Origin of the sequence: Vibrio sp. PID23_8, from assembly GCF_003584965.1 — a bacterium.
Lineage (GTDB): Bacteria > Pseudomonadota > Gammaproteobacteria > Enterobacterales > Vibrionaceae > Vibrio.
This window is the reverse complement of sequence record NZ_LIXE01000001.1, coordinates 612154-638801: the sequence shown is the minus strand read 5'-3', so window position 1 is coordinate 638801 and position 26648 is coordinate 612154. Positions and strand designations below refer to the sequence as shown.

23 protein-coding genes are annotated in these 26648 nt (G+C 44.5%); 19 read left to right on the top strand and 4 right to left on the bottom strand.

The window, feature by feature from the left end:
• Nucleotides 1-144 precede the first annotated feature (144 nt).
• The 4 genes from deoC (at nt 145) to deoD (ending at nt 4544) form a co-directional block, all read left to right on the top strand.
• Nucleotides 145-921, top strand: a complete 777-nt coding sequence (gene deoC / locus AK966_RS02945; RefSeq protein WP_099080200.1) for a deoxyribose-phosphate aldolase — start codon at nt 145-147, stop codon at nt 919-921.
• Between the two features lie 98 nt (nt 922-1019).
• The gene (deoA, locus tag AK966_RS02940; RefSeq protein ID WP_119463508.1) at nt 1020-2348 is read left to right on the top strand and encodes a thymidine phosphorylase; all 1329 of its coding nucleotides are present in this window, start codon (nt 1020-1022) and stop codon (nt 2346-2348) included.
• 68 nt (nt 2349-2416) lie between these two features.
• Complete coding sequence (locus tag AK966_RS02935) at nt 2417-3637, top strand: phosphopentomutase (protein ID WP_119463507.1); 1221 nt, start codon at nt 2417-2419, stop codon at nt 3635-3637.
• A 187-nt stretch (nt 3638-3824) separates the two neighbouring features.
• A complete protein-coding gene (deoD, locus tag AK966_RS02930) occupies nt 3825-4544 on the top strand; it encodes a purine-nucleoside phosphorylase (protein WP_099080203.1) in 720 nt (239 codons plus the stop codon).
• Nucleotides 4545-4654: 110 nt separating this feature from the next.
• On the opposite strand, the gene AK966_RS02925 is transcribed toward deoD, so the two are convergent.
• Nucleotides 4655-5260 carry a YtjB family periplasmic protein gene (locus AK966_RS02925; RefSeq protein ID WP_099080204.1) on the bottom strand — a complete coding sequence of 202 codons (606 nt, stop codon included), beginning with the start codon at nt 5258-5260 and terminating at the stop codon, nt 4655-4657.
• Between the two features lie 91 nt (nt 5261-5351).
• Here AK966_RS02925 and serB point away from each other — a divergent pair, with 91 nt between their 5' ends.
• Nucleotides 5352-6332: a phosphoserine phosphatase gene (gene serB, locus AK966_RS02920; RefSeq protein ID WP_119463506.1), complete on the top strand. Its 981-nt coding sequence runs from the start codon at nt 5352-5354 to the stop codon at nt 6330-6332.
• A 49-nt stretch (nt 6333-6381) separates the two neighbouring features.
• On the opposite strand, the gene AK966_RS02915 is transcribed toward serB, so the two are convergent.
• The gene (locus AK966_RS02915) at nt 6382-8730 is read right to left on the bottom strand and encodes a PilZ domain-containing protein (RefSeq protein WP_119463505.1); all 2349 of its coding nucleotides are present in this window, start codon (nt 8728-8730) and stop codon (nt 6382-6384) included.
• 150 nt (nt 8731-8880) lie between these two features.
• Between AK966_RS02915 and radA the strand changes: the two genes are divergently transcribed.
• The 3 genes from radA (at nt 8881) to AK966_RS02900 (ending at nt 13917) form a co-directional block, all read left to right on the top strand.
• Nucleotides 8881-10260, top strand: a complete 1380-nt coding sequence (gene radA, locus AK966_RS02910) for a DNA repair protein RadA (RefSeq protein ID WP_099080207.1) — start codon at nt 8881-8883, stop codon at nt 10258-10260.
• Between the two features lie 202 nt (nt 10261-10462).
• Complete coding sequence (gene fusA, locus AK966_RS02905; RefSeq protein ID WP_119463504.1) at nt 10463-12550, top strand: elongation factor G; 2088 nt, start codon at nt 10463-10465, stop codon at nt 12548-12550.
• A 260-nt stretch (nt 12551-12810) separates the two neighbouring features.
• Nucleotides 12811-13917, top strand: a complete 1107-nt coding sequence (locus tag AK966_RS02900) for a phosphatase PAP2 family protein (RefSeq protein WP_259343730.1) — start codon at nt 12811-12813, stop codon at nt 13915-13917.
• Between the two features lie 207 nt (nt 13918-14124).
• Here AK966_RS02900 and AK966_RS02895 read toward each other — a convergent pair whose 3' ends face one another.
• The gene (locus tag AK966_RS02895; RefSeq protein ID WP_182852560.1) at nt 14125-15825 is read right to left on the bottom strand and encodes an AMP-binding protein; all 1701 of its coding nucleotides are present in this window, start codon (nt 15823-15825) and stop codon (nt 14125-14127) included.
• 151 nt (nt 15826-15976) lie between these two features.
• Complete coding sequence (locus AK966_RS02890) at nt 15977-16699, bottom strand: helix-turn-helix transcriptional regulator (RefSeq protein ID WP_220473340.1); 723 nt, start codon at nt 16697-16699, stop codon at nt 15977-15979.
• Nucleotides 16700-17071: 372 nt separating this feature from the next.
• Here AK966_RS02890 and AK966_RS02885 point away from each other — a divergent pair, with 372 nt between their 5' ends.
• From AK966_RS02885 to AK966_RS02835, 11 genes are all read left to right on the top strand, one after another.
• Nucleotides 17072-17254 (top strand): Flp family type IVb pilin, encoded by a 183-nt coding sequence (locus tag AK966_RS02885; RefSeq protein WP_119463501.1) that lies wholly within the window; start codon nt 17072-17074, stop codon nt 17252-17254.
• Nucleotides 17255-17299: 45 nt separating this feature from the next.
• Nucleotides 17300-17782: a prepilin peptidase gene (locus AK966_RS02880; protein ID WP_119463500.1), complete on the top strand. Its 483-nt coding sequence runs from the start codon at nt 17300-17302 to the stop codon at nt 17780-17782.
• A 69-nt stretch (nt 17783-17851) separates the two neighbouring features.
• Nucleotides 17852-19159, top strand: coding sequence for an AAA family ATPase (locus tag AK966_RS02875; protein ID WP_119463499.1), 1308 nt, complete (start codon nt 17852-17854; stop codon nt 19157-19159).
• Between the two features lie 12 nt (nt 19160-19171).
• Nucleotides 19172-19906, top strand: coding sequence for a Flp pilus assembly protein CpaB (gene cpaB / locus AK966_RS02870; protein ID WP_119463498.1), 735 nt, complete (start codon nt 19172-19174; stop codon nt 19904-19906).
• A gap of 7 nt (nt 19907-19913) precedes the next feature.
• Nucleotides 19914-21389, top strand: coding sequence for a type II and III secretion system protein family protein (locus AK966_RS02865; RefSeq protein ID WP_119463497.1), 1476 nt, complete (start codon nt 19914-19916; stop codon nt 21387-21389).
• Between the two features lie 12 nt (nt 21390-21401).
• Nucleotides 21402-21623, top strand: a complete 222-nt coding sequence (locus AK966_RS02860; RefSeq protein ID WP_253252700.1) for a hypothetical protein — start codon at nt 21402-21404, stop codon at nt 21621-21623.
• A 28-nt stretch (nt 21624-21651) separates the two neighbouring features.
• Nucleotides 21652-22971 (top strand): pilus assembly protein TadG-related protein, encoded by a 1320-nt coding sequence (locus tag AK966_RS02855; RefSeq protein WP_119463496.1) that lies wholly within the window; start codon nt 21652-21654, stop codon nt 22969-22971.
• A gap of 1 nt (nt 22972) precedes the next feature.
• The gene (locus AK966_RS02850) at nt 22973-23446 is read left to right on the top strand and encodes a TadE/TadG family type IV pilus assembly protein (RefSeq protein WP_099080217.1); all 474 of its coding nucleotides are present in this window, start codon (nt 22973-22975) and stop codon (nt 23444-23446) included.
• Complete coding sequence (locus AK966_RS02845) at nt 23443-23958, top strand: TadE/TadG family type IV pilus assembly protein (RefSeq protein ID WP_099080218.1); 516 nt, start codon at nt 23443-23445, stop codon at nt 23956-23958. The genes AK966_RS02850 and AK966_RS02845 overlap by 4 nt, the downstream gene beginning before the upstream one ends.
• 10 nt (nt 23959-23968) lie before the next feature.
• Nucleotides 23969-25192, top strand: coding sequence for an AAA family ATPase (locus AK966_RS02840; protein WP_119463495.1), 1224 nt, complete (start codon nt 23969-23971; stop codon nt 25190-25192).
• Between the two features lie 12 nt (nt 25193-25204).
• Nucleotides 25205-26641: a CpaF family protein gene (locus tag AK966_RS02835; protein WP_119463494.1), complete on the top strand. Its 1437-nt coding sequence runs from the start codon at nt 25205-25207 to the stop codon at nt 26639-26641.
• Nucleotides 26642-26648: the final 7 nt, after the last annotated feature.

Sequence of the window (26648 nt, the reverse complement as noted above, 5' to 3'; positions counted from 1 at the left end):
CTATGCCGAGTCTTCAGGGAACCAAGTCCGTTCATTAATAGACTGATTAGCCAAATTTTTACACACTGTCTTCTTCTTGATTATAGTTAGATAGTTGATATGAGGTTAAGCAGTGAATTTTTTGAATATTGATCGGAGATAGAAATGAGCGATTTAAAAGCAGCAGCACTACGTGCACTTAAACTAATGGACCTAACGACGCTGAATGATGATGACACTGATGCAAAAGTGATCGCATTATGTCATGATGCGAAATCAGCAGTAGGTAACACAGCTGCAATCTGTATTTACCCTCGCTTTATTCCTATTGCTAAGAAGACACTTCGTGAGCAAGGCACGCCAGACGTTCGCATTGCGACAGTAACCAACTTCCCACACGGTAACGACGATATTGAAATCGCAGTGGCTGAAACAAAAGCGGCAGTTGCTTACGGTGCAGACGAAGTAGACGTGGTTTTCCCATACCGCGCTCTAATGGCTGGTGATGAGAAAGTGGGCTTTGAACTTGTTAAGCAATGTAAAGAAGCTTGTGGTGACATCCTTCTTAAAGTGATCATCGAAACGGGTGAATTAAAAGAAGAAGCGCTAATCAAGAAAGCATCTCAAATCTGTATCGAAGCAGGTGCTGACTTCATTAAAACTTCAACGGGTAAAGTGCCAGTTAACGCAACACCAGAATACGCACGCATGATGCTTGAAGTTATTCGTGACATGGGTGTTGCTGAGACAGTTGGTTTCAAACCAGCAGGTGGTGTGCGTACGGCTGAAGATGCGGCTGCATACCTAGCAATGGCTGATGAAATCCTAGGTGACAATTGGGTTGATGCTCGTCACTACCGTTTTGGTGCGTCTAGCCTGCTAACAAATCTACTAAATACATTAGAAGTATCGGACCAAGTCGCTGATCCATCAGCGTACTAATTCCAAATAAAGCGTCTGAATGGTAGCACCAGCTTCGGTGCTACCAACCTCTTCTACCCTACTATTACCATGGCTCATAAAGAGCTTGGGAGGAACTAATGTATTTACCTCAAGAGATCATTCGTAAAAAACGTGACGGCGAAGTTCTTACTGCTGACGAAATCAATTTCTTTATTCAAGGCGTAGCAGATAACAGCGTATCTGAAGGTCAGATCGCGGCATTTGCTATGGCTATCTTCTTCAATGAAATGACGATGCCAGAGCGTATCGCACTGACTTGTGCAATGCGTGATTCGGGCATGGTCATCGACTGGAGCCACATGAACTTTGGTGGTCCAATTGTCGATAAACACTCAACAGGTGGCGTGGGTGACGTGACTTCTCTGATGCTTGGCCCTATGGTGGCAGCATGTGGCGGTTTCGTACCCATGATTTCTGGCCGTGGCCTTGGCCACACTGGCGGTACACTGGACAAGCTTGAGTCAATTCCTGGCTACAACATCACACCAACCAATGACGTCTTTGGTCAAGTAACCAAAGACGCAGGTGTGGCGATCATTGGTCAAACGGGTGATCTAGCGCCAGCGGATAAGCGCGTTTACGCAACTCGCGATATCACGGCAACGGTCGATAACATTTCACTGATCACGGCGTCGATTTTATCGAAGAAGCTTGCTGCAGGTCTTGAGTCTTTAGTGATGGATGTAAAAGTAGGTTCTGGTGCATTTATGCCAACTTACGAAGCGTCTGAAGAGCTAGCAAAATCTATCGTTGCGGTAGCAAATGGTGCTGGTACAACGACAACCGCTATCCTGACAGACATGAACCAAGTGCTGGCTTCTTCTGCGGGTAATGCAGTAGAGGTACGCGAGGCGGTTCGCTTCCTAACGGGTGAATACCGCAATCCACGTCTACTTGAAGTGACCATGGCATCATGTGCAGAAATGCTGGTACTTGGCAAGCTTGCTGAGAATACGGAAGATGCTCGTGCGAAACTGATGGAAGTACTTGATAACGGTAAAGCGGCTGAATGCTTTGGTAAGATGGTTGCTGGACTTGGCGGACCGGCAGACTTCGTAGAAAACTACGATAACTACCTAGAGAAAGCCGAAATCATCAAGCCTGTTTACGCCACAGAAACGGGCATCGTTTCAGCAATGGATACGCGTGCTATCGGTATGGCTGTGGTTTCTATGGGTGGTGGTCGCCGCGTTGCGACGGACGAAATCGACTATGCGGTTGGTTTCGACAATTTCATTCGTTTGGGTGAAGTCGCAGACGGTGATAAGCCTCTTGCTGTTATCCACGCTCGCACCGAAGTGCAGTGGGAAGAGGCCGCTAAAGCCCTTCGTAACGCCATTAAGGTGGGGGGGGAATACACACCAACGCCAGAGGTTTACCGCCAAATCCGTGCAGAAGACATCTAATCGATTAAGTAATTACGTAGGCCTGCTCAATTATAGCTAAGACACCGAGTGGGCCTAAGGAACGAGCAATGAAAAGAGCATTTATTTTAGTACTAGACTCATTCGGCATTGGTGCAAGCGCAGATGCTGAGCAATTTGGTGATGTAGGTTCAGACACGCTAGGTCATATCGCTGACCAGTGTGAGCAAGGCTTAGCGGATAACGAGCAGCGTCAAGGCGCACTTCGTCTTCCAAACCTATCGAAACTCGGTCTGGCAATGGCACACAAAGAGTCAACTGGTCGCTTCGCACCGGGCTTAGACGCAGAAGCTGAAATCATCGGTGCTTATGGTCATGCGGCTGAGCTTTCATCAGGTAAAGACACGCCTTCAGGCCACTGGGAAATCGCAGGTGTACCTGTTCTTTTTGATTGGGGTTACTTCACTGATAAAGCGAACAGCTTCCCGAAAGAGCTGACTGACCGCATCCTTGAGCGTGCTGGCCTAGACGGTTTCCTAGGTAACTGCCACGCATCTGGTACGCAAGTACTGAATGATCTGGGTGAAGAGCACATGAAGACGGGTAAGCCGATCTTCTACACCTCTGCAGATTCAGTATTCCAAATCGCGTGTCACGAAGAGACATTCGGTCTAGAGCGTCTACTTGAGCTGTGCCAAATTGCGCGTGAAGAGCTGGAAGATTACAACATCGGCCGTGTGATTGCGCGTCCATTTATTGGCCCGGGTAAAGGTCAGTTTGAGCGTACTGGTAACCGTCGTGATTTGTCTGTTGAGCCACCGGCGACAACGGTTCTCCAAAAGCTAGTAGAAGAGAAGCAAGGTAACGTCGTCTCTATCGGTAAGATCGCAGATATTTACGCAAACTGTGGTATCACTAAGAAAGTGAAAGCGACAGGTATTCCAGCATTGTTTGAAGCAACGCTAGAGCAAATCAAAGAGGCGGGTGATAACACCATCGTATTTACGAACTTCGTAGATTTCGACTCAGCTTATGGCCACCGCCGTGACGTGGCTGGTTATGCTGCGGCACTTGAATACTTTGATGGCCGTATCAACGAAGTTCTCGATATAATGGAAGAAGACGACGTACTTATCCTAACGGCGGACCACGGTTGTGACCCAACATGGCCAGGTACTGACCATACACGAGAGCACATTCCAGTGGTCGTTTACGGTAAGAAAGTGCCAGCAGGCTCATTAGGTCGTCGTGATAGCTTTGCAGATATCGGCCAAACATTGGCAACGTACTTCGGTATTTCTCCAATGGAATACGGTAAGAACTTTCTATAATAGATAAACTATTGAAAACAGGGAGCATGATAGCTCCTCGTTTTATGTTCGCAGTGCTAAACCTATCTAAATAATTGGACCATTTACTTATCTAGATAGGCATTAGAATACTGCTTGTCAAAATCATATCAATCTAGTCCATTCCTCCATCAGAGGTGAACGCTAGAGACAGGTTAAGGAATAAAACATGGCAACTCCACATATCAACGCAGAAATGGGTGCTTTCGCAGACGTCGTTCTAATGCCAGGTGACCCGCTACGTGCAAAATACATCGCTGAAACTTTCTTAGATGATGTTGTTCAAGTATGTGATGTTCGTAATATGTTTGGTTACACAGGTACTTACAAAGGCCGTAAGATCTCTGTAATGGGCCACGGTATGGGCATCCCATCATGTTCAATCTACGTGACTGAGCTGATCAAAGATTTCGGCGTGAAGAAAGTAATCCGTGTAGGTAGCTGTGGTGCAGTAAACGAAGACATTAAAGTACGTGATGTTGTGATCGGTATGGGCGCGTGTACGGACTCTAAAGTCAACCGTATCCGCTTCAAAGGTCATGATTTCGCAGCCATCGCTGACTACAAAATGGTTCGCGCAGCAGAAGAAGCAGCAAAAGCGCGCGGCGTAGACGTAAAAGTAGGTAACCTATTCTCAGCTGAACTGTTCTACACGCCAGATCCAGACATGTTCGACGTAATGGACAAGTACGGCATCGTTGGTGTGGAAATGGAAGCGGCGGGCATCTACGGCGTTGCAGCAGAGTACGGTGCAAAAGCACTGACGATCTGTACGGTTTCTGACCATATTAAAACAGGTGAGCAAACCACATCGGAAGAGCGTCAAAATACGTTCAACGACATGATGTTGATCGCACTAGATTCTGTACTGCTTGGTGACGAAGAATAAGCGACGTAGAGTCATCTTTTTAGTTAAAGCAATACGTAAATAAAACAGCCCGCACAAAGCGGGCTGTTTTTTTATTCGAAATAATGACCAGCTCTTTGTTACGATTGCTATTATTTGGTCAAAAGCAGGTTCTCACCTTTCTTACGGCGGATCGACTGTCTACGTAAAATCATAATAAACAACATGCCGCACACAAAGCTCATCAATACCATCATGTACATGTAACGATCGCTTTTGCGATAGTGATGATCGGAGATGGCGGTTACGCGACCAGTTTCAAACGTGACGCGGACAAAACCGATGATCGCGTCATCTGAAAATACTGGTTCAACCAATTGTTGGCGGCCAATTGATGCGGTAGCCAGTGGCGTATCTAGCCCTAAGACTTCTCGCACGGATAGTGCGCCTTCACTCGATGCTAATCTTACGCCCTGTGCATTATAAATGGTCGCATCGAATACTAAGCGATCTTGCGCGAGTTGGTTGGTCAGCTTAAGAAGCCGCTCTTGATCTTTATTCAAAATCATTTCGCTGGCAGACAACGAAGCCTGAGAGATCAACACTCGACTCAGAGTCTCAAGCTGCTGTGCTTGAATCTTTTCGTTGCCTTTACTTATCACTACGCTATTTTTAAATGTGAAAAATAGCATCAAACCCAGCAAGATTAACGCTAAAATTCGTAAGGCATTCTTTACTGAGAACAAAGATTCACTCATGCACTTTACTCGTCCATTCAAAATAAAACAAAGACTTGCCTTTTTAGTTTGTTGAGGTAACGTTTTAGCAAAGTCATAAGGGATTATATACATGGATGCGTCAAAAAGCTTGCCTATCAGAAGGCACACGACTCTTTTAAAACGACTACCTGAAACTCGATTTGCGACTCAGCGGGATAAAGCCAAAGCGAACTGGATTGTTTTTGCACCGTGCCTTACTCCCGGCCTGTTTGAAGATATCGACTTTTTTACAGGCTTTTACACTCCAGTTTTAGATACTTGGAAAGTGGGTCAGTATGAAGTGGCTCTGATGGGGGGAGAACTCACCACGGAGCATGAGACTATTCTGAAAAGCCTCAACCTTGATTATGCCTCGCTGAATGAAGTACCGGATCTCTCTGCTCCCGGGCTTATCGTATTTGATATGGATTCCACGGCGATTCAAATCGAATGTATTGATGAAATTGCCAAGCTAGCCGGTGTCGGAGAGGAAGTGGCTGAGGTGACAGAGCGCGCCATGCTAGGTGAGCTAGATTTTGAACAAAGTTTGCGTCAGCGCGTTGGGAAGTTGAAAGGGGCGGATGAAGTCATTCTCGAACAAGTGCGTAGTCAATTGCCATTCATGCCAGACTTTGAATCTTTGATCGCCACATTGAAAGCGTTAGGCTGGAAAACAGCGATTGCATCAGGTGGTTTTACCTATTTCTCTGACCATATAAAAGAGAGCGTAGGGCTGGATTTTGCGCGTTCGAATCAACTGGATATTGTTAAAGGCAAGCTCACCGGTGAAGTATTAGGCGATGTGGTGAATGCCCAGACTAAAGCGGATATTTTGGTCGAGTTGGCCCTAGAGTACGATATTGAATTGCACAATACCGTCGCTGTTGGCGATGGCGCAAATGACTTGCTGATGATGTCCGTTGCTGGGTTAGGTATTGCCTACCACGCGAAACCAAAGGTGGAGGAGCAGGCTCAAGCTTCGGTGCGATTCGCTGGGTTAGGTGGCGTGTTGTGTATTCTTTCGGGGGCGTTGGTGAAGCAGCAAAAAATCAGCTGGAAGTCGAAGCCATAATGGAATGGACAGTAAGATAATAAAACACCGCCAAGTTGGCGGTGTTTTGCTATTCGGTCAATTCTAATCTTACGATGACTTCTTCGGTGATGTCTTCAAACTCACTATAGCCGACTAATGCGGTTAACTCTTTTTCGAGTTTATTTGCTTGGTGGATACTAAATTGGGATAAGTCCTCTAAATCCTGACGCAACAAGCTAGTGATAGGATCAAAGATTGGTGCGGTTGATATCCTTGTGGCATAAAAATCGCCCATCATACGAGCTTTTTTGATGAAGAGGATACGCTCTTTCAAATTGGCAAACTCTTGCGGTAACTTTGACTCCACGGCGGTGATTGTCGTACCGATTTTTGTCACGCTCGTATAGATATCCTGATGTTTTGCTTCCGCTCCGTCAATACGCTTGATTGGATCTGCAATTAACGTGTTCGAGCGGCCTTTAAACAGAGGTTCCAATGAAAACATTTGGTTGTGACCTAAGCGAGCATAGAGTTCGAGGTGCTTTGGTAACGGAAAATTTACCCCAATGACTGGTGTACTCACGGAAGACGCGGCGCTCTTACCGATAAAGATAGGCGTACTCAACGTGCGTGATAGAAGCAGGCTATGCAACCTCTCTAAAAGATCATGGTTTGGCAGCACTTCTTTTTGTGGAATAAGCTTATCTTGGTTGTGCTCAATGATACTGTTAAGAAACGCAATGACTCGCATGGTTTTGCTATATTCGTCAATCACCAATTGAACATTGAGGCCGTCAGGGCTCACTCGGACTACGCGATAAGGTACAGCGCTTAAAGGTAACTTTTTGTCATAAAGCTGAAGCTCACGAAAGTTAATCAGTACATCTTGTCCGGAGCGCAATAATGCGGGTTCATCTAACCTGATGTTTAGGCCGCGCTTAGAGATATCAGCAGTAAAACCAGCCGTTTTTATCGTGTCGTATTTGAACTCCAATGGAGTTTTAAATCGGTAGCGGGGCTCCTTTCGACGTGACTTTGCGTCAAAATAGATCCCTTTTGGATTTCCGATGATTTTGCGAGGATGACGAAATACATTGAGTGTATTCGCCAGTAAGCGAGGCTTCTCGGTCAATAGGTAATCTTGCCCCGATTCCTGATCGGCTATTTCTTGTAAAATACCGATGTGAGTCAATGAGTGTGAACGGTCTGCCAGCTCTGCCGAGAATGTCGCGAGGTCATGCTTCTCTTGTTCGGATAATTCAAAAATGGAGAGGCAAAATGCCCGCCAGCTTGGTCTTTTTGCGCCAAGATGCCAAAACAGCTGGCGTTGCTCTCTGCTTGCTTCAGGCCTCAGCATCGAATAGAAATACGTTTTGTTTTCGTGCTCGTGCGTGAAAGAGTAAATGACATTGGTGGTGCCTTTTACACCTGGAGTAATCAGTGATGCCATTCTTTGTTCATGAAATAAGGAACCAAATACCTGTTGGTTACGTTCATCATGCCAGTATTGCCATAACTTTTGGTTATTTTCTGTCAACATGGCCAGCTTCAGCTCGCTGCCTTCAAAGAACAGCGGTAAATTACTGGTGTGTTTTAATGAAATGTTTTCGTAGCCGCGAGTGCGTAATCGAATGATTTTGTCCTGATTATCATGGCGAGCGCGCTTCGTCGCACTATTTAAAGCTTCATCAATGACTTGTGCAACAATGTTCGTTTTGGTTAGACGAATAGTGCGCAGATAACGGACAGCGTTATTTTCATAGCAATCGTCCACTGCGAGTACGCGGTACGCAAGCGCCTTCTCTATGCCGATGACTTGGGATTTATTGGCCAATTCAGTAAAGGTCACCTGAAGCACCTCGCCCAAACTGTAATTGAATGCGCTAGGAACTTTAAATTTGGCACCCGAACAGGAAAGGTCGATGCTTAGGGCATGGAGAGTTTGGCCATTTGAGCGAATAATTTCGACTTGAGACTGAACCTTGAGACGCTTTTCCTGACGCTTTAAATCGTAGCCTAGATGAATAGGCTCTGCCAAAAAGGGACTGTTGGGGTCGGCAAGTGATTTGGCGTCATCTATGTCGTCGTTCTTATTCAATGCGCGAAAGCTATTACGTGTATTGATTAGCGCTTCCCACATACCTTCAGTGTAACCACCGAACTTCTCGATGTTTCTGTGATAGGCATTAAAGGCAACGTCATCTAGCCAATGCGAGATGCCATCTAAAAGATATTTACGGCACTCACCATTCACGCGGCCTCGAAGGTCGATGCTTTTGGTGCACGGCGCCATCACACGATTGAGTTCCATTTTCACCAGTAACTTTGTTGATGGTGGTTCGCCTTCTGTCAGTTGGCTGAGAACGAAATCGAAGTCATCGGCACCGTAAGTGGGAATCAGTCGTTCAGCGAGCGAGAGTATTTCAGATTGCTGCATGATTTCTGTTAGAGTATGTCGTTATTTAATTTGTATCGGCTAAACCTAGCAAAGCTTGAGTATATCAATAGTTATCGTTAGGTAGGCACTGGCGTAACAGTGTTTGGTCACATTTGTTGAAAATATTGAGTGTTTAAAAATCGAGGCATCATGGCGAAAGCAAAACGAGCGTATGTTTGTAATGATTGTGGCGCAGACTTTCCACGTTGGCAGGGGCAATGTAATGCGTGTGGCGCGTGGAACACGATTACTGAAGTTCGAATTGCAGCGTCGCCAACCGTTGCTCGCAATGAGCGCTTGAGTGGTTACGCAGGTTCTGCAACCGAGTCAAAAGTACAGACGCTATCTGAGATTGACTTGCAAGAAGTGCCTAGATTTACCAGCGGCTTTAAAGAGTTAGATCGAGTACTTGGCGGCGGTGTTGTCCCAGGTGCGGCCATTTTGATTGGTGGTAGTCCGGGGGCCGGTAAGTCGACCTTACTATTACAAACCATGTGTTTATTATCGTCACAAATGCCGACGTTATATGTCACGGGTGAGGAATCATTGCAGCAGGTAGCGATGCGAGCGTCTCGTTTAGGGTTGCCAAAAGAGCATTTAAAAATGCTATCGGAAACCAATGTAGATAGCATTTGCCAAATCGCAGAGAAAGAACAGCCTCGCATTATGGTGATTGACTCGATTCAGGTTATGCATGTTTCTGACGTTCAATCCTCTCCAGGGAGTGTCGCGCAGGTCCGTGAATCCGCAACCGCGCTAACTCGTTACGCAAAGCAGAATAACGTTGCCGTCTTTATTGTTGGTCATGTAACGAAAGACGGTACGCTGGCGGGGCCTAAAGTACTTGAACACATCATTGACTGTTCCGTCTTATTAGATGGCGGAACAGACAGTCGATTCCGAACGCTACGCAGCCATAAAAACCGTTTTGGTGCGGTGAATGAGTTAGGCGTGTTTGCCATGACAGGACAAGGGCTAAAAGAAGTCAGTAACCCATCCGCTATTTTCCTATCACGTGGTGAAGAAGAAACGTCAGGCTCTTCGGTTATGGTGGTATGGGAAGGGACTCGCCCTCTACTCGTAGAAATTCAGGCGCTGGTGGATTATTCTCAATTAGCAAACCCACGTCGAGTTGCAGTAGGTCTGGAACAAAACCGCCTCTCTTTATTATTAGCGGTCCTGCATAAGCACGGCGGTTTACAAATGGCAGACCAAGATGTGTTTGTGAATGTGGTTGGTGGTGTGAAGGTGACAGAGACCAGTGCAGACCTTGCGTTGGTCATGGCGCTTTTATCCAGCTTCCGCGATCGCCCATTACCCAAAGATGTAGTGGTATTCGGTGAAGTTGGTTTGGCGGGTGAAATTCGTCCGGTACCAAGCGGTCAAGAACGTTTGAATGAAGCCTTTAAGCACGGTTTCAAGAAAGCCATCGTACCAGCCGCCAATATGCCGAAAGGTGGCATCCTAGGAATGCAAATCCACGGCGTGAAGAAGCTTTCAGAGGCGATAGAAGCGTTTGATGAGTTGTGAGTTGCTATCAAGTTGGGCACTCGTAACCGTTGGATGGCGAAAAACTGGGATTTTTCACCGCAAAATACTACACTTGGCTATTGTTTTGGGGTAGATTCCCCCGCTAAATATTTTTTATCCATAGCCGCACGCAAGGGTATCAGTCTTGACAGAATGTGATATACTCTGCGCGCACTTTATACCTTATTAACAGAGTAAGACAATGACTGATTTATCAAAATACAGAAACATTGGTATTTTTGCTCACGTAGACGCGGGTAAAACTACCTCTACAGAGCGTATCCTTAAGCTAACTGGTAAAATCCACAAGATCGGTGACACTCACGACGGTTCAACTACTACTGACTTCATGGAGCAGGAAGCTGAACGTGGTATCACAATCCAGTCTGCTGCTACTACTTGTTTCTGGAACGATCACCGCCTAAACATCATCGATACTCCTGGACACGTTGACTTCACAATCGAAGTTTACCGTTCTCTAAAAGTACTTGACGGTGGTATCGGTGTATTCTGTGGTTCAGGTGGTGTTGAGCCTCAGTCTGAAACTAACTGGCGTTACGCGGACGAGTCTCACGTATCTCGTCTAATCTTCGTTAACAAACTAGACCGTATGGGTGCTGACTTCTTCAAAGTTGTTGAGCAAGTACAAAACGTTCTAGGTGCTACTCCACTAGTTATGACTCTACCAATCGGTATCGAAGATGACTTCTGTGGTGTTGTTGACGTACTAAGCCAAAAAGCTTACATCTGGGATGACTCAGGTCTTCCAGAGAACTACGAAGTTCAAGATATTCCAGCTGATCTAGTAGACCAAGCTGCTGAATACCGTGAAATGCTAATCGAAACTGCTGTTGAGCAAGACGATGACCTAATGATGGCTTACATGGACGGCGAAGAGCCTTCTCTAGAAGACATCAAACGTTGTATCCGTAAAGGTACACGTGACCTAGCATTCTTCCCAACTTACTGTGGTTCAGCGTACAAGAACAAAGGTATCCAACTTATTCTTGACGCAGTAGTTGACTACCTACCTTCTCCAACAGAAGTAGATCCTCAACCACTAACTAACCCAGAAACTGGTGAGCCAACTGGCGAAGTTGCAACAGTATCTGCAGACGAGTCACTAAAAGCGCTTGCGTTCAAGATCATGGACGACCGCTTCGGTGCACTAACGTTCATCCGTATCTACGCTGGTAAGATGAAGAAAGGTGACACGATCCTTAACTCTGCTACTGGTAAGACTGAGCGTATCGGCCGTATGGTTGAGATGCACGCGAACGAGCGTAACGAGATCGATTCAGCACAAGCTGGTGACATCATCGCAGTTGTTGGTATGAAGAACGTGAAGACTGGTCACACTCTATGTGATCCTAAGCACGAATGTACTCTTGAGCCAATGATCTTCCCAGAACCAGTAATCTCTATCGCTGTTAAGCCTAAAGATAAAAACGGTTCTGAGAAAATGGGTATCGCGATCGGTAAAATGGTTGCAGAAGATCCATCATTCCAAGTTGAAACTGACGAAGATTCAGGCGAAACCATCCTTAAAGGTATGGGCGAACTTCACCTAGACATCAAAGTAGACATCCTGAAGCGTACTTACGGCGTTGAGCTAGAAGTAGGTGCTCCACAGGTAGCTTACCGTGAAACTATCACTCAAGCAGTTGAAGATAGCTACACGCATAAGAAACAGTCTGGTGGTTCTGGTCAGTTCGGTAAGATCGACTACCGCATCCGCCCAGGGGAAGCTGGTTCTGGCTTCACGTTCAAATCAACAGTTGTTGGTGGTAACGTACCTAAAGAATTCTGGCCTGCAGTAGAGAAAGGCTTCGCTAGCATGATGGACAACGGTGTTCTAGCTGGCTTCCCAACTCTAGACGTAGAAGTTGAACTATTCGACGGTGGCTTCCACGCAGTTGACTCTTCAGCTATCGCTTACGAAATCGCTGCTAAAGGCGCATTCCGTCAGTCTATGCCTAAAGCTGGCGCGCAACTTCTTGAGCCAATCATGAAAGTTGACGTGTTCACTCCAGAAGACCACGTTGGTGACGTAATCGGTGACCTTAACCGTCGTCGCGGTATGATCAAAGATCAACAAGCGGGTACTACTGGCGTACGTATCAAGGGTGATGTACCTCTATCAGAAATGTTTGGTTACATCGGTACTCTACGTACGATGACTTCTGGCCGTGGTCAATTCTCTATGGAATTCTCTCACTACAACCCATGTCCAAACAACGTGGCAGAACAAGTGATTGCAGAAGTTAAAGAGCGTAACGCTAAGAAGTAATTCTTAAGTTAACTCTAAGACATTAAAGCCCCGCCTAGTGCGGGGCTTTTTTATGCCTGAAGATTAAGTAGTGATGAAGATTTATGGTGATAGAATCCTTACAAAAAATACATTTAAAATGAATTAGTCAATCTGAATGGGTAATTAGAGGGATAGATAACACTTTGATTAGAAAATGTCGTGAAAAAATACTTATTAATTGTTGGATATTCATTGTTATTGTAAATTAATATGTAATGAAAAATGAATGGTTGTAGAATATGCTAGTAATACTATATAGAAATTTACTTTGTATACCTAGACTTCTAAGGCAAGAAGTAACGAATATACTCAAGCATATACAAGAAGATAGCTTGATTTATGCGATGATAAGCATTATTTGCTTGTCAGTTACATCATATTCTTACTTTTATGGCTATAAAAGCAAGGTCTCATTTTTTGCTTACGCTAATACATTACCAATTATCATTTGGCTTACGGTAGCTTTGCTCGCGACTATTTATTTTTTTATTCTGATCAAGAATAAAGAACCCCGCCCGCTATTGTGTTATTGGTATCAAATAAAAAGAGTTTTTGATTATCGAGCAAAAATCATTTCTGCATTTATATTATTAACCGCATTGAGTCTATTTATATCAAGTTTTTCTACTGCCAAATCTATGATCCCATTAGTGAATCCATTTAAATATGATGCACTCTTTCATGATATTGATGCATGGGTTTTTGGAGGTCAAGCTCCGTGGTCTATAATGCATAGAGTATTAGACTCCCCATTCTTAACCATGATGATAAATTACTGTTACAATATATGGTTCTTCCTCCAATGGGGCATTTTGTGCTATTTCATACTCGCTTCACGCTCGAAGAAGAGAAGTTGCTATCTGGTCAGTTGGATATTGTGTTGGTTGCTGTTGGGCATGATTGCTGCGACTATATTGTCTAGTGCAGGACCTGCATTTCTTTCTAGACTCGACTCAAATATCCATGATTATGATGAGTTGATGAATTTGCTACATCAACAGCATGATTGGTTGATAGCCAACGGCTACCATGGACTTTTTGCGTTAGACACACAAGATGAACTTTGGGACTCCTACGCCAATGGTAAAGAAATGTTAGGGAGTGGGATATCTGCGATGCCAAGTATGCATGTGTCGATGTCTGTGCTTATGGCTTTGGGGATGAATTCTGTAAACCGAACGCTAGGACTAGTTTTTGGCCTTTATGGTGGAGTGATACTTGTAGGTTCTGTTGCTTTAGGCTGGCACTATTTTAGTGATGGTTTAGTGAGCATAGTACTAACGGTATTGATATGGAAAATGTCCCTGATGATTACTCAAAGGCAGTTTGAATCTCAAATAAGCTAGTAATGTTGTTTTTGGTTTAAGAAGTGTCAAGACGTTAGAAATTAAAATTGAAAGAAATATTGGTAATTAATTTGTAACTGATTTACGCCGAGTCAATAGAAATTCTGCGATAAAAAAACCAACGCTAATGAAAGCGTTGGTTTTTTATAAGCCCTGTTATCTAATTAATATAAGAGTGGTTTTGACTATTTTTCATTGGCCACCATGTTATTTTGAGGCAAGATCACCTTCCCACAATACTAACTTCCCTTTCGGCCAATTGTGGCCAATATCATGGTATTTCTGCTCAAGCACGTGGCGCTTTATCTTCAACGTTGGCGTGAGCACTCCATTTTCGATACTCCAAGGATCTTGGATCATGAGCACTCCTTTGATCTGCTCATGTGATTCTAACTCCTGATTCATTTTTGCAATGACTTTGCTAGTCGTACGTGCATAGCGTTCTTTATCGAAGTTCGGGAAATTATGTGGAACCACCAAGAGAATCGGTGCAGGCAAACCTAAACCAATCAAACACATCATCTCAACACGGCTGTATTCGAAAAGCTTTTTCTCGATAGGTACTGGCGCAACAAATTTACCTTTGGCGGTTTTAAATGTGTCTTTTTTACGACCTTGGATCGTCAGGTAACCTTCTGCATCGATAGCTCCAATGTCGCCAGTATGCAGCCAGCCTTCGGAATCAAATGATTCTTGCGTTGCGATATCATTTTTATAATAGCCAGAGAACAACCCCTTGCCTTTAACCATGATTTCATCGTCGTCGGCGATCTTCAGTTCGATGCCTGGTCCTGCTTTACCAACCGACCCAATTTTTTCAGCGTTAAATGGATAATTGAGCGTGCTGTACGCGAAAGACTCGGTCATCCCCCACGCCTCGGTGATATTTAAGCCGACGGAATGATACCACTTGAGCAACGCAGGAGAGACAGGGGCAGATCCACAGCCTAAAACACGCGCTTGATCTAAACCAAGTCCTTCTGCCAGTTTTTTCTTGATCAAGGTGTTCACAAATGGAATTTTCAGCAGAATATTGAGCCTTTTCTGTGGCAGTTTATCCTGAATGCGTTGTTGGAATAGGGTCCAAAGGCGAGGAACCGAGATAAACAACGTTGGGCGGTACATTTTTACATCTTCGATAAAGGTATCCAAAGACTCAGGAAATGCCGTCTGCACACCTCCCATGATAGAGGAACCAAAGATGTACACTCGTTCAGTAATGTGAGCGAGTGGGAGGTATGAGAACAGGCGATCACCTTCTTGAATACCGATGTGGTCAATGAGTTGCTGTGCAGACCAACTGAAGGCGCCGTAAGTGAGCATTGCCCCTTTTGGTAAACCGGATGTCCCAGAGGTATAGACAAGGGACATCAACTTGTCATCGTAATGCTGCGGGCGCTCTTCACTAGGTGCGGCGCTCGCAATCAATTGCTTGTATTGATATTGGCACTGTGGAGCCGAGTCATAAGGCAGTGAGATGCTGATAATATCGGCTAGCCCATCAATGACTTTTTGCGTGGCGGTAGGGTCATCTAATTTACCCCCAATCAGGGCCTTACTTTCGCTGTGTGTAATACAGTACTCAATGGTATCGGTACCTGCCGTCGGAAAGATTGGCACGCTGACATAATCACCCAACATCATGGCGAGATCGCAGATAAACCATTCTGCACAGTTTTTCGATACCAACGCCACCTTATCGCCGGGTTTAAGCCCCAAACTGCGCAACGCACTGACGAGTCTGAGGGCTTGATCGGCCACCTCAGCAAAGGTAAATTCGACAAACTGTCGGTCGATAATTTGCTTTAAATAAACCTCATTTGGGCGCACTTCGGCCCACTTAAGAATCATTTCATTTGGCGGCGGGAGAGCGCAACCTGCAGTACTATTGATATTCGGCTGATTCATTGTCAGTGACTCCATGTGTTATCTTGCTGTACTTATAGTTGTTAACCTATTGTAAAACTTAGCATGTTAATCCATTCGGTGTGAATGAATTTTGCACAATTCTGTGGCGAAGATAGCGTTCATGAAACAAATTTCGCACGGCGAGTACGACTTAAACTTGATGCCGATAAGTAGCAGGAGAAATTCCGACTTTCTTTTTGAAGATCCGAGAAAAATAGGACACATCGTGATACCCACACTGATACGCGATGTAAGCAATTTTCGATTTCGGTTGCTCTTTGAGTAGACGTTGAGCTTGGGACAGCCGCTTGGATGTCAGATAGTTCCGAAACGATATCCCCATCTCCCGATGAAAGTATTTAGAAAAATAGTTCGGAGAGTAATGGCATAAACTTGCGACCTCTTCTTCTCTTACTTCTTGGTGAAAATTGTCGTCGATAAAGCGAATGACGCTTTTCAACTCGTCGGAAATAGAGGCTGAGGGCGAAGGCATCGTTAATGGGCGAGGAATAATAATCGCCTTGGAACTTGCTTTTGCTGAGATCAAATACCGTAACTTGAGGCGTTCCAGCCAAGCTGGAAAAAAGGATTCATCCAAAAGGCTTAATTCCAAGCTATCGCTCGAAGCGGGTAAAGGCGCTTGAAGCGGGCTTTGTAGAAGAACGAACAGCTTTTTCCCGAGGTTATCACAAAGCTTGCCCAACGTGCCTAAGTAGCGTGTTTCCCTATTGCCGAGAAATAATACGCACATATCCACATCAGGCTCACTGATAATTGAGATGTCTTCAAAACATTCCTGTACGTCGAATACGTCGGTGAGTTGCTCCGCGCAACTTACAGGCAAATCACTTACAGGCATTCCTAGCCAAACCATCCTTGTCTTCATGATAATTCTTACCAGATTGCAGCGTTATAAAAGAGAAAGCTACGTCATCAAGCTTATAAGCACACATGTTGATATTTTTATTACTGCTTAGAACTCTAATCTAATAAATGAGTAGCACTTTTAGTTTAAATGACTGGTAAGAAATGAAAAGGAAAGTAACCATTTGATTTGTGAATGCAATCACTGTTTTGATGATTGTTAATGGCATGTATATCAGTATGTCAAAAAAGTCTCAATTAAAGGCAAAAAAGTCCTAACGGGTTGGCACTTTACTGACTTAAGCTCAAGAAGGAGCATCACTCTTTCGGGTGATGTAATTGGCGTTATTAAACCTTTGTACAGGATTATAGGGGAATTCAAATGGAAAAGTTCACACAAGTACTCAAAGATTTTTGGAATGATGAAGAAGGCTTGACCTTGCTTGAATATATTTTAGGTGCAGCTCTAATTGTTTCAGCTATGTTAGGGTTAGGCTTCTGGTCAACGCTAGGTACTGAATTTCAAAATATTACTAGTGACATTCAGGGACTTAACGGGAGATAGCACGAATGGATAGATTTTGATTATGAAGAGCGGCTATTGCGTCTTATGAGCTATGGTATTTGGCTTATTTTGATGCTGGCAGGTGTCTCTGATGCACAGAGACACCGTATCCCCAACCCCCTTGTTCTCGCGCTGTTGTTGTTCGTGATGGTTGAGTTATTTCAACAACAAGAGGTGATGTGGTGGCTGCACCTAAAAGGTTTTTTAGCCACTTTTGCCATTGGTTTTGTTTTATATCTCACTCGAGCCATGGCAGGAGGAGATGTGAAATTACTTGCGGTGATCGGTTTGTGGTTGGGCGCGGATGTCATGTGGCAAGTGACGCCCTATATCATCATCGCAGGTGGTGTGATCGGGGCGTTTTACCTGGCGTTACACTTGGCATCTTCAACGGAGCCCATTAACCAGCAGGTTAAGGCATACGCGGTGCAAAAAGTGACGCCTGGCTGGAGAAGCCAGCAGCCACTGGTGATCCCTTTTGCTCCTGCGATTGTAGTAGGGTTGGCGTATTACTTTTACATTCACTAGGTCGCGCCAACTCATTTTGGGCAAGGAATGCCCACAAAAGAAGTGCCAAATAATAGGAGGGCACCGTCTATGGCTACGGTCTTCAAAGACAATCTAGTGCCGCAAATCGAGCCACCTTCAGTCCCAGCATCAGAAGAGCATTTAGATGTTCCCGCTGCGGTGGTCGAAAGCTTATTGATTAAACATTTGTCAGCCCACCCTAAGTCGGATTTGATCGAACTCTCTAACCGAATGTGTGTGGTCTCCAACATTATTGAATCCGCTTTAGCTCATTTACGTAGTCGCAGCTGGGTGGAGGTCTACCAACCGTTAAATGCCACCAGTACTTATTCAAATGTTCGCTATGGCTTAACCGAGCTCGGATTAGCAGAAGCGGAGTTAGCCTTTCGAAAAGATGCTTATATTGGGCCGGTGCCCGTTTCGCTAGAGCAATATTGGGATATTGTTCAGCGGCAGGATTTACGCAACCAACCCATTACGCGAGCGGATGTGGAGCGAGCGCTCTCGGATGTGTATGGGGCGGAGCGATTAATCCCAGTATTAGGGCCAGCCATTAACTCTGGCAGGGCATTGCTGCTTTATGGCCATGCGGGGACGGGGAAAAGTTATGTCGCCGCACGGGTGTTGAATGCGCTGAATACCTCAGTGTATATCCCACATGCGGTATTTGCTGATGGCAATATCATCAAAGTCTTTTCCGAGCATCACCACAAGCGAGTAGATAACTCTCATACCAAAGCCTTCGTAAAACTTAATAACCACTATGATAAACGTTGGGTGTTGTGTGAAAGGCCTAATATCCAAGTGGGTGGCGAACTCACCATGGAAATGTTGGAGGTGAACCACAGTGAACACAATCGTGTTTGGAATGCGCCTCTTCAGATGATGGCCAATAACGGAATTCTGGTGATTGACGATCTCGGACGTCAAACCATGCCCGTTGCGGCTTTGCTAAACCGCTGGATTGTCCCCATGGAGTATTTTGTCGATCACCTTGGGCTGCCCAATGGTCAACAAACGTCCGTCCCTTTTCTACTGACTCTGGCGTTTTCATCTAACCTGTCGCCTAGCTCAATTGCCGACCCAGCATTTTTGCGCCGTTTAGGCTACAAGATCGAATTTAAGCAACTTGAATTAGACGATTACTGCCAACTGTGGATGGAACTCGCTACGTCTTATGAGATGACCTTAGCTGAGGACTTCTTCCAACAGTTAGTTCAACTTCATGAAGAAACAGGGACTGGTTATTTCCCATGTTTACCAAAGGACATGTTGGGAATTAGCAGAGACATAATGCTATTTGAGCAAATAGGCAAACGGGTGTCCGCTGAGATTCTCTCGCGCGCTTGGGGGCTTTATTTTACCGTCGATGAGTAAAGGAAGAATACCATGAGCAAAACACAAATTACTTTACTTTTGTTGCTGTCAGTTGCTTTTGGGCTGGGCGCAGTCATGGTAGCAAAGCAGTGGATGGATAATCAAAAGTTGCCGACTGTCGAGTTGGAAAAAGTTGAACGCCATCCCGTACTGATTGCTGCAACAGAGCTAGAGCCAGGAACGATCATTGAAGAAAAGCACCTTGGTACAAAGTTAATGGAAGTGGATTGGATAGAGGAGAGTACTCTAAAGACACAAGCTCAGGCACTTGGTCAGATCGTTGCAACGACGATTTATAAAGGCGAGTTGGTCAACCAAAATCGAATCACCTTGCCTGGCGAAGGAGCGACGCTGGCGGCAATGATCCCGGAAGACAAACGAGCGCTGACCATACGAGTGAACGATGTCATAGGGGTAGCGGGCTTCCTATTACCAGGTAATAAGGTAGATGTGCTCAATACAAGAAGTGGTTACACCAAAACGGTGTTAAAGAACCTTAAGGTTCTTGCTGTGGATCAAACCGCGCGAACCAAAGATAACAAGCCAGTCATCGTTCGAGCGGTGACATTGGAAGTGACGCCAAGAGAGGCAGAAAAACTACTCACTGAAAATAGTAAAGGTAGTATCCAATTGGCACTGCGTAACCCACATACGATTGATAAACCCTCGGTCGTTCGTTACACGCCAAGACCTAGCGTGACAATAATAAAAGGAACTCAAACGTCTAATGTTCGAGTAAGCAACTAGGTGAGTTATGAAAAAAATAATCCTTATTCTCTGTAGCATACTGATTGCAAGTACGAGTGTTCCTGTTAGTGCAGCGGCACAGTCTGGACGCATTGTCAGTGTTCCACATCATCAATCGACTCAATTAATCATTTCAGGTAGTGCCAAAAAAGTAACCTTGGGTGACCCTAGTGTGTTAGATATCTTAATGCTCAAATCCAATGAACTATTTTTGATTGGCAAAAAATTGGGAACAACAAATGTTTCAGTCTGGGATAGAAAAGGTCGCATTATTGAGTCATTTAATGTTGAGGTCACTCACGACTTAAATACTCTTAAATCAAAGCTTAATGACTTTTTGCCGGATGAAACGATTGAAGTTCATACCTCTCAGGACAAGATTGTTTTGAAAGGTTTAGTCAGTAATCAACAAAACATGGACGTGGCCCTTAAAGTTGCCGAAACCTTTGCCGCAGCGAAATCTGTTGATGAAAGCGAAGAAGAGCAAAATGCCAGTCCGATCATAAACTTACTGTCTATTGGTGGCGCTCAACAAGTCACTTTAGAGGTTACCGTAGCAGAAGTTCAACGTTCACTGGTTCGCCGTTTTGATTCAAACTTCCACTTTTTCCAAAAGAGTGGTGATTGGACGTGGGGCGCAACATCCGTCGGCGGTGCGATGGAAAGTGTTAATGATGCGATCTTACCTGTACTTAACGCACCAGGTGTCAATGAATTTGGATTTTTGGGATCATTTATTGATAGCAATACCTTGTTCACGTTTGCGCTTGATGTCGCTAAACAAAATGGGGTGGCAAAAGTGCTGGCTGAGCCAAGCTTAACAGCACTGAGTGGGACAAAAGCCAACTTCGTCGCGGGTGGTGAGTTCCCTGTCCCTGTGCCTAACGAAGATGGAATTACCGTGGATTACAAGGAATATGGCGTAGAGTTAGCTTTTGTTCCTTACATCTTGAGCGATAAAAAAATCAACTTACAACTCAATGTGAGTGTGAGCGAGTTAACCGCATCAGGAGCATTAACCTTTAGCCCAGGTGGGACCAATGCTGCGTATTTTGTTCCAACATTATCCACTCGTCGCGCAGGCAGCACATTGGAACTTGCGGATGGGCAGACGATAGGGATAGCTGGCCTGTTGAGTGAAAATGCGCGAAATCTTGACTCTGGCTTACCGGGCGTTTCAGAACTCCCGGTGCTTGGACGTTTGTTTAAAAGTGAGGAGTTTGTTTCTGGCGAAACAGAATTGGTGATTTTGGTCACTCCCCGATTAGCTAAACCGGTCGACCGACGAAATATCACGCTACCAACAGATGGCTTTATCAGTCCGAATGACGTTGAGTTCTATTTGCTTGGTAAAGGTGCGACGTTGGACTTTGATAAATACCGAGTTAACGGCTCTACAGTGACCGATAGCAGTAATCATTCTAGCTACCAATACGCGACAGGCAAAGGTGGCACCGAAGGGCAGTTTGGTCACAGTTTATAGATGGAGAACAAAATGAAAAAGACAATGTATTTCGCTGTTTGTTTCACATCGTTGGGCTTATTGGGTTGTGCAAATGATCCTACTTTGGGCGTGTCGCTTAATCAGTTACAAACAGAGCAGACACTTAACCCTAATGCCTGGTATGAAAATGTCGATTACGTGCCTGAAGGAAGCGGTGAACGTACCCAAACCAGCTTGAAAGTGTACAACCGTAATGGCGCAGCCAAAAAGTAATCAGTGATGAGTCACTTCGGAGGCCGCGATGAGATATGGAAAGTCAATAGCAACTAAGCACTCCCAAAGAGGGATCACGTTAGTCTTAATCAGCTTGATCATGTTAATACTCATTGGTATGGGTGCTTTTGCGATCGATTTAAACCACCAAGTACTGAACAAAACGCGTTTACAAAATGCGGTTGATTCCGCCGCACTGGCGTCTGCGGTGGTGGCCGATGACACCGGTAATGCTCTATTGGCGAAATCTGCAGCCGTGGCGGCATTAACCAGCTTCGCAGCGGCTTCTGGTAATCAGGAGTTGGTGTATGGTGAGGAGAACATTAGCATCACCTTCTCAAATGACTTACAAACGTTTGTTGATGCTGACAGCTTCTCTCTTGGTAGTGATAGTGACATCTATATCCGAGTCGCCGTCAGCGACGTCTCTTTGACTCAATATTTAAGTTACATTTTTGGCGTGGGAAAAGATGTCTCTGCCAGCGCGGTAGCGGGGCCAAGTGCAGCTGCCACAATGTCTTGTAATATCGCCCCAATGGCTGTTTGTGGTGATAAAAATAGCACTGATGATGCGTGGGGCTATAACCCTAATGGGTACGATCCAAGTGTGACGAGAAACCCATCTACAATTCATGCCTTGAAAGTTGGAGATCAGAATAATACCGCGATGGGGCCAGGGAATTTTCAGTTATTAGACTTTAATCAGGGCGAATTTGAAGAGGACGAGGAAGATAATAATGGAAATGGAAATGGAAATGGAAATGGAAATGGAAATGGAAATGATGGTGGAGGCGGCGGTGCTGCGATAGTACGCCAAGCATTAGCTGGTGGCTACAACGGTTGTGCAGCCATCGGGGATACGGTTATCACCAAACCGGGTAATAGCGTAGGACCAGTCGCTCAGGGACTCAACACGCGTTTAAATGATTTTTCCGGTCCAATACAAAATGATGGAACAGTACTTCCTGATGTGTATGTAAAAGAGGCAACACTAACAAAAACTAATGACGTTATTAAAACAAGTGATTTTTATTTTGCAGATTATGTAACCTGCAAAGACGGAGGGTGTGACGGTACTTACCCTACCAACGGGGTCGCTGAACGAAGGATTTTGCGTATACCTATCGTTGATTGCACTGCTGACTCTACGGGCAAAACAGAGTTTGATGTCCTAGGGTTAGGTTGCTTCTTCTTATTACAACGAGTTGATAACTCTGGACAAGCTGACGTTTATGGGCAGTTTTTAGAAGAGTGCATAATTAAGAATGGCTCAACTGGAATTAACCCAACAAACAACGGCCCGTATCGAATACAACTATATAAAGATCCACTAAGCGAGGCGTCTTAATATGAACGCGCTTAAACAAACACATCAGCTTTGTAAAAACAGACACAAACAAACGGGCCTAGCCGCGCTAGAGTTTATTATTTGCTTGCCCGTATTATTGATGTTAGCGGTGTTACTGATTGATGTGAGTCGAGCGTTTATTCAATACACGGAAATTAATAAAGCGCTGCAAAACGGCGTTCGCTATGCGGTGGTCGATACTTACGGCACGCTTGATTTCGGCAATATTGCCGATGGAGAAAAAATTCAGAATATGGTCGTGTATGGTAAGCCAACACCTACTGATCAAGATAAAAAAGTGCTGGGCTACCTAGAGCCAACGGACATTACCATCACTCAACCAACGAATGAAACGAAAGAAGTGATGTTGTCAGCCACTTATACCTATGTGCCTATTTTCAGTAGCCTGCCTTTTTCCGACAGCTCTTTAGCGTTCACGATTGGCGCATCGACCAAAATGAGGACGTCACCATGAGAACCTGGAAGAATCGACAAAAAGGTGTTACGCAAGTTGAATTTACTCTCATTGCTTTGGCAGTGTTGTTGGTGATTTTTTCCATTATTGAATTTGCTCTTTATTTTTATTCGATTCAGATGGCTAATGAAGTGACAAGAAGAACGGCTCGTTTAGCGACGGTGTGTTATATCGCTGATCGAGATGATATTCCGAATTTGCCCGCGGTTAAGGGCTTATACCCACCTGGGTTTTCTAGCGATAATTTATCCATCACTTACCTCGATGCTAATGGTGTCGAGGTGAACGTAAATGAGTTTTTTTCTGAAACGCCAGACACTGGTGTTTTGAATTCGATTTTTGCCAACATTCGTTTTGTTAAAGCAGAAGCCGATTACACATTTCAATTTATGATGTTGTCACTGCTGATAAACGCTGTAGGGGCAAGTCCTGAGTTTCAGACCATTTTGCCCGCAGAGAGCCTCGGTGTATTAAGGCCTGAAGACGGGCTAGGCAGTATAGAAGATTGTTAAGGGAGTATTTATGTTGAAACCAGTAGTGTTTGAAAAGGATCTCGACACACAAAGCGTCAATTCCCTTAAAACGAATATTAATATTTGGGTGATTAATGCGACGTCTACATTTAAAGCACATATAGAAGCGGAGCTATCAAACTGCATCAATATTAACGTCGAGTGGTTAGATTTGAGTAAAGTTGTGACTACATCGTTGGCTAATATGAAAACGCCAGATGTTATTTATATTGAAGCAGGAGACGGATGGGCACAAAAAATCGCGCATATTTACTCGAGCGAAGAGAGCTTACAGCGAAATCAAACAGCCCTAGTCGTATTTGGTGATGAAAATGACACATCATCGCTTAAGTTAGCATTAAAACTTGGAGCATCAGACTATTTTTCTCGGGAAGTCGGCTTCAGTGAATTATTTCCGATTTTGCAAGATATAGCAGAAGAAAAAGTGTCGACTAAGACCATTGGAGCGTTGTCACTGTTCATCAATACTAAAGGGGGATCTGGCGCGACAACCGTTGCGTTAAATACCGCGATAGCATTGTCGGAATACTCTCAAGGAAAAGTCTTACTTATTGATTTGGATATGCAGTTTAGTGATGCAGCAGATTATCTGAACAGTAAACCGAAATACAGCATTAATGATGTGGTCGATAGCATCAATGATCTTGATGAAATGTCACTAGAGGGGCTGGTTTACCAACATGCTTCTGGCGTCAATTATTTGTGCTTTAACCAAGATAACATTAAGGATAATTATGAGCGTGCCACAGAAGTCAATGCTCTTATTCCACTTCTTCGTCAATATTACCAACATATAATAGTTGATATGTCTCATGGTGTAGAACATGTTTTTCAGCACTTGGTTGCACCTGCCACGTCTGTTTATCTGGTTATGCAGCAAAATGTCACTTCCATTAAGCACGCTGCAAATTACGTTAAGTCACTGCAATTTGACTACGGTTTATCAAGTAATCAAATCAAGTTAATTATTAATCGCTTTGAAAAAAAAGCCCCTATATCGATTAAAGATATTGAGGAAACATTTCCTAAACAAGCACGTTTCTTAGTACCGAATAATTTCGCTATCGCTATTGAATGTGCCAATCTAGGAAAGCCCATTGTTCAAGCCAAGAAGAAAAGTGCCATTAAGTCTTCACTTATTGAAATATCACATCAATTAGAACAACCAGCGAATGAAAAAAAGCAAAGTTGGTTGAGCAAGTTCTTTTCTTAGCAGGGAGTCGCTATGTTTTTTAAAAGAAAGAATGTCGGTAGTGCTTTTCCTGAAGCAGCTAAGATCTCTGTTGCCAAAGACAGTGAAAATAAAGAAACACCTGAACCAAACCGCAATGAAAAAACACTCTCATCAATAGAAGACAAAATTATTGCAATCGAGGCAGAAAGGAAACGGTTAGAGCATGATCAGACGATAAAGCATTATTATCACGGAAAATTACTAGATACACTTGATCTTGGTTTACTGTCTCATCTACAAGAAGACCGAGCAAAAGAAGAGTTACGAGAAGCCGTCGTACATTTGATTGCCGAAGATCAAACGCACCCTTTAAGCTCTGAAGCCAGAAATCGAATGATCCGCCAGATAGAGGATGAAATTTTTGGATTAGGCCCTTTAGAGCCGCTACTCGACGACTCAACGGTCTCGGATATCTTGGTGAATGGGCCCAAAAGTATTTATGTTGAACGTTTCGGCAAGTTAGAAAAGACGCCCCATACATTTCTCGATGATCGACATTTGCGTAGCATTATAGACCGTATCGTTAGCCAAGTAGGGCGACGTATTGATGAATCTTCTCCCATGGTGGATGCTCGCTTAAAAGATGGCTCGCGCTTTAATGCCATTATTCCTCCGCTCGCCATTGATGGTGCGTCTGTTTCTATACGTCGCTTTGCGGTTGAGCGCCTTAATATGAATAATTTATTGGAGCTAGGCTCACTGTCTCCCGAAATGGCTAAGTTTCTTAATGCTGCTGTGGTTGGAGAGATGAACATTCTTATTTCAGGTGGTACGGGTTCAGGTAAAACCACCACTCTGAATATTCTTTCTGGTTTTATTCCTGCCGATCAGCGTATCGTTACTATCGAAGACTCAGCTGAGTTGCAAATGCAACAACCCCACGTAGTTAGGCTTGAGACTAGGCCAGCAAATATCGAAGGAAAAGGGGAGATTTCTCAGCGAGAACTGGTGAAAAACTCTTTACGAATGAGACCCGATCGTATTGTACTTGGTGAGGTGAGGGGCAGCGAAGCCGTTGATATGCTATCTGCAATGAATACAGGCCATGACGGTTCTCTTGCTACCATTCATGCCAATACGCCACGTGATGCTTTAAGCCGAGTTGAAAATATGTTCTCCATGGCCGGATGGAATATTTCCACTAAAAATCTTCGCTCTCAAATTACTTCAGCGATTCATCTTGTCGTCCAGATGGACAGGCAAGAAGATGGTAAGCGCCGTATGGTTAGCATTCAAGAAATCAACGGCATGGAGGGAGAAGTGATCACTATGTCAGAGATATTTAAGTTTCAAAGGCAAGGAGTGGATTCAGAAGGCAATGTGGTTGGCAGCTATATTGCCACGGGCATCGTACCAGCCTGCCATGATCAACTAGTTAAAAGAGGAATGGATATTCCTTTTGAAATCTTCAACGAGAAGTTACGTTAGGAGGCAC